Raw genomic sequence first — 12,480 nt, forward strand, 5'->3', positions numbered from 1 at the left:
ATATATTGAATTATAGCCGAAAAACCCAACATGAAGTAATGTTGTAGTACCCTTAAAATTCATTAATCACATTTCTAAGGCTAATTTTGGTTCTTGATAATTATAAACAATTCCTAAATTTCAATTCATTACACATGAAAAATAATATCAGTATTATTGCCAGTACTGTGCTGTTCTCCTGCCTAACGAATATGGTCAGTGCACAGAGCAGAACAATCAGTGGGCGGATTACAAACGAACAGGGTAATCCTGTTGTCGCCAGTATTGTTGTACAGGGAAACTCCAAAATAGGCACAAGCAGCAATGAAAACGGGGACTTCACACTCGCCATTCCCTCCAACTTCAATTATGTCATCATCTCATCACTGGGATATGAAACAAAAACAGTCCCCTTAAACGGAACCACTTTAACTATTCAACTCAAACAAAAAGGAGATTTCAATCTCGATGAAGTCGTTGTCGTGGGTTATGGTACCCAACGCAAGAGCGACCTAACTGCCCCTATTGGCACAGTAAATATGGAAGAAATGGTCAAACGTACCGTTTCCAATCCAATGGATGCGCTACAAGGTACAGTTGCAGGTGTGCAAATCGTAAGTTCGGGAGCACCGGGCTCATCACCCTCCGTTCGTGTCCGTGGGGTGGGTTCCTTCAATAATGAAAGTCCGCTGTATGTTGTGGATGGAATGTTCATGGATAATATTGACTTCCTGAATCCAAATGATATCGCTGACATCTCCGTTTTAAAGGATGCTTCTGGTGCCGCAATTTATGGGGTACGAGCCGCAAATGGTGTCATTCTGGTAACCACAAAAAAAGGAAGCCTCAATATGAAATCAAAAATTACATATAATGGTTTCGCTGGTTTCCAAACACCTACAAATGTCCTCAAAATGGCCAATGCACAGCAATATGCAGCCTATGCGACAGCCATTGGTAATGAAGCCTTTGTAAAAAGTTCGGTGCAAAAATTTGGCGGTACCGAGACCAATCCGGCGATGGACACCGATTGGTTCAACGAACTCCTGCGTTCCAAAGCCCTGATCACCAACCATAACCTCGACATCATGGGCGGGTCCGATAAAATCACCTATTCCTTGGGACTTAATTATGTCAAACAGGATGGAATTATGGATGCCAGCAATATGAACCAAAAATACAATATCCGCATGCAGGCGGATGCCAAAGTAACAGACTGGTTAAAGGCGGGTTTTAGTGCACATTTCAATAACTTCAAAACCTACTCACCGAATAATGCTGCTTTTAGACAAGCTTATTTCGCCTCTCCGCTCTATCCGGTCTATGATCCTTCCCTGGAACTTGCCAAACCGGAGAAATTTGGCTCGAGTACAGCGATCGGCATGCAATCCGGCTTTTGGTACAACAATCCCATTGCAACGGCCTTTTACAATACAAACCAAACAAAGGGTTTCCAGATTCTGCCTACCATTTATCTGGAAGCAACATTGTGGAAGGATAAAATCACTTTTCGTTCACAGCTTAGCCAACGGTATCAGTCCACACACAATATAAATTATAATCCTGTCTATTATATTGATAATGATCAGCGCAATGACCGCTCCTTTTTACGGTCAGCACAAGCCCGCAATACCAATTATATTTTAGATAACCTCTTAACGTATAAAGATCAGGCTGGCAAGCATCACTGGTCCCTATTATTAGGCCAGTCCTCACGTGAGGAACGCTGGCGAGAAACCTGGGTACAAGCCAATGATGTACCTGCATCAGAAGAGTTTTGGTATGTTGGTGTAGATGCCCAAGGTACCGGTTCAGCCACCGGTTATGGTGAAAGAGGATCTCGAAATGCAGGAATATCATACTTTACCAGAGGCACTTATGATTATGACAACAAGTATCTGTTGACCGCGACATTCCGCGCGGACGGAAGTTCAAAATACCAAACGAAATGGGGCTATTTCCCATCGGTAGGTCTGGGCTGGGTATTGACACGCGAAAAGTTTATGGAAAACCAAAAGCTTTTCAATCAGTTAAAGCTCCGTGGAAGCTGGGGTAAATTGGGGAACGATGGCATCCAGCCCAATGCAGGTTATGCGACGATCTATTCTGGCAACAACTACTCAGGTATATTTGGCAGCGAGGGAGCAACAAACGGTATCCGAGTACCCGGATACCGCGTCGGCCGTTTTTTCACTCAAGTCCGCTGGGAAGTTGTTGAAGAGTGGGATGGCGGTCTAGATTTTGCTTTGTTGAACAATCGTTTGACAGGGTCAGTAGATTATTACCACCGCACGACAAATGATCTTGCATTTAGCCGGCCTATCCCCTTTTCTTGGGATCGTGTTTATGGCAACTGGGGCAGTGTCACAAACAGTGGCTGGGAGATCGGTTTGCAATGGAAAGACAAGGTCGGTGACTTCGGATATGCAATAGGCGGAAACCTAACCACCCTAAAAAATCGGGTAAAGAATCTTGGTGGACTGGAAAATATCATGAATGGTTATCCGGAATGGTCAGCGGAATTTCCGGCACGGATAGAACTTAATCAGCCCATTAACTTCTATTATGGCTATGAAGTCGCAGGGGTCTACCAAAACCAGGCTCAGATTGATGCAGATCCTATCGCAAAAATATACAACCAACAAAATCCAAATACACCGATTTTACCGGGATATCTTCAATACAAAGATCAAAACAACAATGGCGAACTCGATGAGAAAGATCGCATCAACCTGGGCAACTACCTTCCCACTATTACTTATGGATTTAACTTAGCATTTGATTATAAAAAATTTGATTTAAGTGTTGCTTTTCAAGGTGTAGCCGGCAACAAGATTCATAATCTTAATCGTGCAATGCGCCGAAAATATAATCAGATGAACGCAGATGCCGCATTTATCGAAAACCTATGGACCGAAGAAGGAAGCAGTAATACACATCCCTCCGCAAAAGGTTCCGTTGCCCCCTGGAATCTTCAAGCCAGTTCCTTTTTTGTTGAAAGTGGAGCTTACCTACGAATACAGAACATACAATTGGGCTATAACTTTGATCTGAACAAAATACCAATACGTGTTTTCGCAACAGCTGACCGGCCTTTTATTTTTACCAAATACAATGGATTTACGCCAGAAATATCCGGAATGGGATTCGATGCCAATGTGTATCCGATCGCTTCTACTTATAGTCTAGGTGTCAAAGTATCGTTCTAACTATCAACCCTTTAATTTAAACTGCATGAAAACTTTTAAATATATCCTGATTGCAAGCTGCTTAGGCGTCTCTTTTGGCCTATCGAGCTGTAGTAAATTTTTGGACAAACCCTTAGAAAACCAACAGCGTTCTGAGGAGATCGATTACAGCAATACTGCTTTGATGTATGGTCCTGTTTCCGGTGTATATCGTTCGGCTTCAGATGATAATCTAGTACATTGGATTGATCTTTCAATTCGTTGTATGCGCGATGACGACTACCAACAGGCTGCACCGAATCCAAATGATAATCCCGAATTAATGGGGATCAAAAATTTTCAAAATGATGTCACAATTCAATCGTATTGGGGGTTAAATCAATCTTGGATCAGTTATTACAGTCTCGTTATTGCAGCAAACAACGCATTGATCGAGCTGGATAATTTCGCTGCAAAAATCCCCGCATCAAATACAGCCGACATTAAACTCAATAAACAATACAAGGCCGAAGTCAGGTTCCTAAGGGCCTATGCCCATCTTATGGCATCACGTCTGTTTGGAAATGTACCTATTTTAATTGACAGCGATAATATCGGTCGCCTGGCCACAATCAATAAAAGTACAGCCGCAGAGGTCCGCCAGTTTATCATTGATGAAATGAATGCCTGTTCGGAGGATCTTGAAGATGCTCGTCCTAATCAATCCAAGCATGTTGGTGCGGTAACACGATATTCCGCACTTCTTTTAAAAGCTAAAGCCGCAGCAGATTTGGCCGGAAACGATAATGGGAGTCCCCATTGGAATGAGGTCCTCGATGCTACAAACAAGATTATTGCAAGTGGCAAATTTTCGCTATACCCCAACTACTACGAACTTTTTAAAATTCCGGGAAAACTGTCAAACGAATCTATCTTTGAACTGCAATACTCAGATTTTGGATTGGGAACCGGGGATATTGTTCGTCCCGGTGTTGATTGGGGAACGTTTTTCAAGTGGCAAGGTCCCTCAGGTGATCAAAAAGGCAGCCCTATTTCTGGTGCCGGCTGGGTGCCGCCTTCACAAAATATCGTCGATTTCTTAACCAATAGAGGCGAAACCGAACGCCTAAAAACGACAATTTTATATTGTGGCATTAACGGCAACCCGGCAACCACGGCAACAACACCAAGTGGCGATGTTGTCTATGGAAATCCCTTCGGTGTCAAATATTTCAACGGCAAGGCTTATCTCCCAAAATCACAGATGACGGCAGGTCGACTGGAATATGGAGCGAACAATAATGTGCGGATATTACGTTATGCGGATGTACTTTTATTAAATGCGGAGGCCAAAGTCAGGAAGGGACAAAATGGTGATGAACCTTTTCGTCTGATCCGTGAACGTGCCAAACTAACAGCAATTAACAATGTCACTTTAAATCAGATTTTAGACGAACGCCGCGCCGAATTTGCCTGTGAATGGTGGGGCGAGCGTTTCAATGACTTGGTCCGTACAGGAAAGGCAAAAGAAGTATTCGGTGCAAAATTCACTCCCGGCGTAAGTGAGTTCATCCCTATACCACAAACTCAAATAGATGCAAATCCTAACTTTCGATAAATGATGACAGCAGGAAAACTACTCACATTTCTATTGCTCAACCTTCTCTTCCTCCCCATCGGATGGGGACAGCAAGGGAAACCTGTTAAAACAACAATTACTAAGGTCGGCGGCGGCTTTACGATCATGCGCAACGGGCAGCCCTACTTCATCAAAGGTGCGGGCGGAACAAGCAATATGGAACAATTAAAAGCGTATGGAGGGAACTCCATACGCACATGGAGCCCTTACCAAGCGGATGAAATCCTGAATAAGGCACAACAATTGGGACTTACGGTAACCCTGGGTCTTGACGTGAAAACAGAACGGCATGGCTTCGATTACAACGATCCATTAGCTGTTGCAAAACAAAAAGAATACCTACGCACAGTGATCCTGAAATACAAAGATCATCCGGCCCTATTAGCCTGGGGAATCGGCAATGAACTCAACCTGCATTACAGTAATCCCAAGGTCTGGGATGCTGTCAATGCCATTGCCAAGATGATCCATGAATTAGATCCCAATCACCTGGTCACCACGATGCTCGCCGGTATAAATCAAAAGGAAATTGATTATATCAAAAGCAAATGTCCGGCATTGGACCTTATTGCCGTGCAGGTGTATGGCGGACTTGCCTCCGTACCTGAGCAATTGCAAAAAACAGGCTGGCACAAACCCTATATCGTGACAGAATGGGGTCCCACGGGCCATTGGGAAGGCCTACAAACACCTTGGGGTGCATCGATTGAAGAGACCAGCCACGAGAAAGCAACCGTTTATAAAAGCCGATACGAAGCCTCTATCGGTCAGGATAAGAACTGTCTGGGCTCTTATGTCTTCCTATGGGGACAGAAACAAGAACGTACGCCAACCTGGTATGGATTGTTTACCGAAGCAGGGGAAGAAAATGAGGTTGTCGATGTGATGCAATACCTTTGGTCGGGCAACTGGCCCGACAATCGAGCTCCGCAACTGGACTCCCTTTTATTGGACAACAGGCAGGCAAAAGATTTTATCTATCTTGAATCCGGTAAGACCTATCCCGTGGAAGTTTTTGTACACGATCCCGACGGGGATAAATTAAGGATACGCTGGGAACTTCTCCATGAGAGCACTGACCTTAAAGAAGGTGGTGACCGTGAAGAACGACCACAGGCGCTAGCCGGCTTTCTTAAAAATAGCTCCGACGAAAAGGGTACATTAACTGCTCCTTCCGAAGAAGGTGCCTATCGGCTATTTGTATATGCAAACGATGGAAATAACAACGTTGCGACGGCAAATATTCCTTTTTATGTGAAATCAACTTCAAATAAGACCAGCGGCAAAGTCTATCACTTTTCGCCAGTGCCGATATGGTCTGATGAATTTAATTACTCGGGCTTACCGGATAAAAGCAAATGGTCCTACGATATCGGTTCTCTCTATGACGGCTGGGGAAACAATGAATTACAATATTATATGGAAGCTTCACGATCAAATTCCCTGGTCCAGGATGGCGTCCTGAAGATTACAGCGAAAAAAGAAAATAAAGGCGGTAAATCCTATACCTCCGCGCGGCTGACCAGCAAGAATAAGGGGGATTTCACTTACGGCAGATTTGAGGCTCGGGCAAAACTACCGCGAGGCCTTGGCACCTGGCCCGCTATCTGGCTGCTTCCTACCGATTGGAAATATGGTGACTGGCCCAATTCGGGGGAAATAGATATACTTGAACATGTTGGATACGATCAGGATGTGGTTCATATTTCTACACATACCCAAGCGTACAATCATGGCATAAACACACAGAAAACAAGTAAAAAAAAGGTATCCGGCGTTTCCGACAGGTTTCACAACTATCGTATCGACTGGACGCCAACCTATATCAAAGGCTTTGTTGATGAGCAGGAAATTTTCCACGTGGACAATGAAAATAAGAGTTTCAAGGAATGGCCCTTTGACCAGAATTTCCATTGGTTAATCAATTTGGCTGTCGGTGGCAACTGGGGTAGTAAGGAAGGTGTCGACGACACAATATTTCCGGCAATATTTGAAATTGATTATGTCCGTGTCTATAATTTATTAGAATAAAATTTCATTTGTTCGTTCTCTTTTAAAAACCAAAACCGCTTGTCAGATCACCTTGACAGGCGGTTTGGACATTGATGAACGCCGCTTTTCCGATTCCGCCGCAAGCTTTGGTGATGATTTCCTTTATAATATTTTTTTTGTTCAAAAGCAGAAAAAAGTAAGAAGCTATTTATACTTTTGAATGCACAAACGGCGATCAGCTTTTCTGGCATCTATTTTTTGAAACAAGGATCAGGAAAAAGAGCGAAAGCTGTTAGTAAATATTAAAAAGGATCCCAGAGCGAAAACACTTACTATGTACAACTTTAAAAACGACTATTCGGAAGGAGCCCATCCCCGCATTTTGGATAAACTCATTGAAACCAATTTGGTACAACAACTTGGATATGGAGAGGACGAGTATGCACAAGAGGCAAAAGCAGTTTTAAGAGAAAAATTAAATAATCCAGCCACAATAATCCATTTCGTATCAGGAGGTACCCAAACGAATTTGTTGGTTATCTCATTCCTCCTTCGTGTCCATGAGGCCGTAATAAGTGCAAAAACAGGACATATTGCTGCAAATGAAACGGGTGCCATCGAAGCCACGGGACACAAAGTGATTACAGCTGAAACAGTAGATGGAAAATTAAGACCCGGGGATATCGCCGAAGTTTTAGCTGCATATGCACTTGCTCCCCATGTGGTCAAGCCACGCATTGTTTATATTTCTAATTCGACAGAAATAGGCACGATTTACAGCAGTGACGAAATCAAAGCTCTTTATCAATTTTGTCAGTCCCACCAGCTGTTACTTTATATGGACGGGGCTCGGTTAGGGCACGCTCTTACCGCAGAAAATAACGACTTAACGCTTGCAACCATCAGCCAGTATACTGATGTCTTTTATATTGGCGGCACAAAAAATGGTGCGCTTTTAGGTGAAGCCATTATCTTTAATAAACCCGAATTGGCGACCGATTTTGATTATGCGATCAAGCAAAAAGGTGCCATGTTAGCCAAAGGACGTATTCTATCCATTCAGTTTTTAGAACTCTTCAAAGATGATCTGTATTTCGATCTGGCACGGAAAGCAAATACACTAGCGATGCGTATTGCGACGGCGGTCCGAGAAAAAGGCTATACCTTCCTAACGCAGTCCACCACAAATCAGCTGTTTCCGATCCTACCAAAAAAAGTTATAGAACACTTGAGCACGGATTATCAATTCTATGTTTGGAAAAATGTCGATGCGGATTATGACGCCATTCGACTCATCACCTCCTGGGCCACCGATGAGGAAAAAGTCGCAGCCTTTATCAGCGATTTAAAAGAGGCATAGGTTTACAGCAGGTATAACTACGGGACGACCATTGGTTCGAAACAGGAGTTCAAGACACAAAAAAGCGCGCAAGTCCTATTTTTACTTGCGCGCTTTTTTGTGCTCTTTATAATAATTAATCTTTAGGTTCCAGGGCTCTCCATACGACCGCAGCAAGCGCGGCCCCCACTAGCGGTGCAACAATAAATAACCACAATTGTGATAATGCTTTGCCACCTGCAAGCACTGCCGGGCCGAATGAACGGGCAGGATTAACCGAAGTACCGGTAACGGGTATGGCTACCAAATGGATTAAAAGCAATGTAAATCCAATGGCTAAGCCCGCCATCGTACCGTTTCCTACCTTTGATGTTGTTGCCAGTATGACAAAAAGAAAGAGAAAAGTTAAAACGGCTTCAATCAGAAAGGCCGAAGCATTACCATATTCATTCTGATAACCTTTCCCCCATCCATTAGACCCATACGCCCATTCGCCAGCTGTAAAACCTGCTAATTGACCGCTTAAAATCTGTTGCAAAACAAATGCCCCCAAAAGCGCACCGATAAATTGGGCAATGATGTATACGATTGCATCCTTAGCAGACATTCTTCCTGCCAATAGTACCCCAACTGTCACCGCCGGATTGATATGACAGCCTGAAATTCCACCAATGGCATAGGCAAAGACCACAACCGATAGACCAAATGCCACCGCAATGCCCAGGAGGCCTAACCCCGAAAGTCCCCCCATGGTATTGGCGCCAGCAATAGCAGCTGCGCCACAACCAAATAGTACCAAACCAAATGTTCCAATTAGTTCGGCAACAAACTTTGAAGATGTTTTAATTTCCATATGAATCTGTTTATAACTTAGTTAACTCTAATTTAATCATTTTCTATATAAAAGAAGAATAAGGAATAAATTATTGTAGAACAATATCTACACCCTTAGGAAATTGTGACATTATTGTATTTTTAGTTACATCGTCTAGTGACTTATCGCATTATTTAACTGTACCCCTTCAACTTCCCGAATTAGCTCCTGAAGGATATCCCCGGTCGAACCGTCCCGATAAGGATGAATGGATTGTCCAACCCAAATACCGACGAAATCTGTATTTCCTTTTGCCTTTGCTGCCTTCCTTAAGGCATTCGTTAATTTATTTTGATAGGGATAAGGTAAAATATAGTCCGTTCCATCCAACGTTTCAATAAAAGTGTTTATGATTGCCCGCGTAAATCTACCCGAAAAACTCCGCGTCAAAATGATATCCGACTCTTGTACCCTGCTTAAACGTTGTTTCTCAAAATCCAGTAACGCACTTTCCCTAGACTTAAGCAATAAACTGCCCACCTGAAAACCTGCAGCTCCCAATTGCTTTGCGGCAAGCAATGTTCGGGCATTGTATATACCCCCAGCATAAATCAATGGCTTGTCAATATGATCATGTACTTGCGACAACAAAGAAAGTCCGCCAATCTGCGGAATGGCAGTCGCATGGAAACTTCCACGGTGTCCCCCAGCTTCCAGTCCCTGTACGCAAATAATATCGATACCTGATTCCTCCAGGATCTGCGCTTCAGCAACCGAGGTACAAGTGCCGATAAGAAGTGTATTATTTTCCTTTAATAAAGCTATGCTCGGTTCATCTAGATTGCCGAAAGTAAAACTAACGATTTTGCACTCGCTTGCGATAATGGCCGCAACCTGTTCCCGATAATCGGTCAGATGAATTTCCTCAAACTTTGGCAGCTCCACCTCCAACCCGTGCTGATGAGCCAGTGTCGCTATAAATGAACTAACTTTACTATAGTGAGATCTTAGTTTTTCGGATACCTTGGGCATGCTATTAACAAAGATATTAACGGCAAATGGCAGTGCTGTCAACCTTTTTGTTGCCGCAATGGCAGCGATGCATTTTTCGTAGGGTACATCTCCTAGTGCCAATGTGCCCAGCGCGCCGGTTGCAGCAGCTGCTGCAACCATCTTCGGTGTCGTTACACCAAACATAGGTGCCTGTACAATCGGATATGCTGTGCCTAATAACGCTGTAATTTGAGTAGACCAGTTCATGATGATGTGATTTTTATGTCCAAAAGTTAATCGGATAACTTTATGGTGATTTTAAACTAATTTAGCGCTTTTATTGGGCATTTCGCAAAAATTAGCTCTATTTATTCGACAAAATTTAAACCGAATAAAAAATTAATACCGTATATTTACATAGAAATACAATTTTATGAAAATAGCTTTCTTTTCAACCAAACCTTACGATAAAGTCTTTTTTGAACGGGAAAACGAGACCTACGGTTTTCAATTCAATTTTTATGAAACCCATCTTGGCCCTCATATTGTCAATGCAATTGAAAACGAAGAGGTTGTCTGTGTTTTTGTCAATGATAAGTTGAATCGGCAGGTAATCGAAGTCCTTGCACAGAAAGGTATAAAGTTGATTGCCCTGCGATGTGCAGGTTTCAATAATGTCGATCTGGCGGCCGCGAAAGAATTCGGTATCCCGGTCTGTCGTGTCCCAGCTTATTCTCCTGAAGCTGTTGCAGAACATACGATGGCGATGCTATTGACACTCAACCGGAAAACCCACAAAGCTTATAATCGTGTCCGTGAGCAAAACTTTGCCTTAAATGGCTTGTTGGGCTTCAATATCCATCAGAAGAAGATTGGAGTTATCGGAACAGGTAAAATTGGAAAAGCATTTATCCGGATTGCCCTTGGATTCGGTGCAGATATCATTGCCTATGATCTGTATCCTGATCAGGATCTGATCGTAGCCGGTGTTCAATACAAAAGTCTCGACCAGTTATTTATGGACTCCGATATCATCTCATTGCATTGTCCACTTACACCAGATAACCATTACCTCATCAATAAAGAATCACTGGCAAAAATGAAGGACGGGGTTACCATCATCAATACAAGCCGTGGTAATCTTATTCATACAAATGATGCCATTCGTGCATTGAAAGAGCGTAAAATAGGATTATTAGGAATAGATGTGTATGAACAGGAAGAGAAACTATTTTTCAAAGATCTCTCCACAGCTATTATAGAAGATGACACCATCCAGTTATTGATGAGTTTTCCAAATGTTTTAGTAACGGCACATCAGGCTTTTTTCACAACGGAAGCACTCACCCAAATTTCTCAACGTACATTAAAGAGTATTGCTGATATCCTGGCCACCGGAACGACAGACAATGAGGTCATATTATAGCACTGCACCCGAAGAGATCATTAACTTAAGATGAATAATACAGATAGCAATAAAGTTTTGAAAGGCTTTTTATTGGCTGTTAGTGCAGCTATACTTTGGGGTGTTTCCGGAACTTTTGGCCAATTTCTTTTTCAGCAACGAGGCATAAATGTTGAATGGCTTATTACCATTAGAATGTTGATCACTGGTGCCGTCCTTTTAATCCTTGCAGGAGCAAGCAACCACAGCGACCTATGGACTATCTGGCGCAACGGCAGAGATGTTATTGATCTGCTCTTATTCAGTATTGTTGGCGTGCTTGCCGTTCAATATTCATATTTTGCGGCGATCAACTATTCCAATGCTGCTACAGCAACGGTCATGCAATATACCGGCCCAGTGATGATCGCCATTTATATTGCATTAAAAGAGCGAAAATTTCCAAACGGCAAAACATGCCTGGCAATTATACTGGCCGTGTTAGGTACATTTCTACTGGTCACCCATGGTAAAATGGGCACGCTTTCGATCTCTGGAATCGCCCTATTCTTTGGGCTGGTGTCTGCGGTAACACTTGCCTTTTATACCTTACAACCTGTTTATCTCCTAAGTAAGTATAAGTCAACCATTGTCATCGGCTGGGGCATGCTTATCGGCGGAGCTGCATTTTGTTTTGTCAGAGTTCCCTGGGAGGTAGCCGGTGTCTGGGATATGCAGACTTATGCCTATACAGCGTTTATTGTTATTTTTGGAACGCTAATTCCCTTTTATGCCTATCTCACAGCCGTGAAATTAATCGGTGGACAAAAGACCAGCCTCCTTGCCTCCGCTGAACCCTTATCTGCGGCATTGCTGGCGGTACTATGGCTTAACACCCCATTTGCCTTTACAGACTGGATGGGTACCGCATGTATAATATTAACTATTGTTTTACTCGGAACCGCAAAGGACACAAAAAAGCAATCCTCACAGGTTATATAAACAATGAATTCTGAATGCTGGTAAAAGGATACATAATCCTGAACAGCGTTAAAACAGTTTTAAAGCTAGTGTGAAAAAGACGTAATGCCGCAATTATGCTGTCAGCGTACCCGAATATAGAGGGAAGTCCATCGATAATCGGTTAATGAATTAGAAATCTGCACTTTTTGG

At 43.0% G+C, this 12,480-nt stretch carries 8 protein-coding genes; 6 read left to right on the forward strand and 2 right to left on the reverse strand.

All coding sequences use genetic code 11. From position 1 onward, the window contains the following. Positions 1–134 precede the first annotated feature (134 nt). From HMAT_RS07080 to HMAT_RS07095, 4 genes are all read left to right on the forward strand, one after another. Complete coding sequence (locus HMAT_RS07080; protein WP_104382053.1) at positions 135–3,188, forward strand: TonB-dependent receptor; 3,054 nt, start codon at positions 135–137, stop codon at positions 3,186–3,188. Positions 3,189–3,213: 25 nt separating this feature from the next. Continuing rightward, positions 3,214–4,764: a RagB/SusD family nutrient uptake outer membrane protein gene (locus tag HMAT_RS07085; protein ID WP_104382054.1), complete on the forward strand. Its 1,551-nt coding sequence runs from the start codon at positions 3,214–3,216 to the stop codon at positions 4,762–4,764. Next, a complete protein-coding gene (locus HMAT_RS26990) occupies positions 4,765–6,816 on the forward strand; it encodes a glycoside hydrolase family 16 protein (protein WP_158655653.1) in 2,052 nt (683 codons plus the stop codon). Between the two features lie 295 nt (positions 6,817–7,111). Continuing rightward, positions 7,112–8,137 (forward strand): low specificity L-threonine aldolase, encoded by a 1,026-nt coding sequence (locus HMAT_RS07095; protein WP_104382055.1) that lies wholly within the window; start codon positions 7,112–7,114, stop codon positions 8,135–8,137. Between the two features lie 115 nt (positions 8,138–8,252). On the opposite strand, the gene HMAT_RS07100 is transcribed toward HMAT_RS07095, so the two are convergent. Then, positions 8,253–8,969: an MIP family channel protein gene (locus HMAT_RS07100; RefSeq protein ID WP_104382056.1), complete on the reverse strand. Its 717-nt coding sequence runs from the start codon at positions 8,967–8,969 to the stop codon at positions 8,253–8,255. A 135-nt stretch (positions 8,970–9,104) separates the two neighbouring features. After that, the gene (locus tag HMAT_RS07105) at positions 9,105–10,190 is read right to left on the reverse strand and encodes a nitronate monooxygenase family protein (protein ID WP_104382057.1); all 1,086 of its coding nucleotides are present in this window, start codon (positions 10,188–10,190) and stop codon (positions 9,105–9,107) included. Between the two features lie 166 nt (positions 10,191–10,356). Here HMAT_RS07105 and HMAT_RS07110 point away from each other — a divergent pair, with 166 nt between their 5' ends. Continuing rightward, positions 10,357–11,349 (forward strand): 2-hydroxyacid dehydrogenase, encoded by a 993-nt coding sequence (locus HMAT_RS07110; protein ID WP_104382058.1) that lies wholly within the window; start codon positions 10,357–10,359, stop codon positions 11,347–11,349. Between the two features lie 30 nt (positions 11,350–11,379). Further along, entirely contained in the window at positions 11,380–12,309 is a 930-nt protein-coding gene (locus HMAT_RS07115; RefSeq protein ID WP_104382059.1) for a DMT family transporter, read from the forward strand. Positions 12,310–12,480: the final 171 nt, after the last annotated feature.

The sequence above is a fragment of the Sphingobacterium sp. HMA12 genome, from assembly GCF_002933815.1.
Taxonomy (GTDB): Bacteria; Bacteroidota; Bacteroidia; order Sphingobacteriales; family Sphingobacteriaceae; genus Sphingobacterium.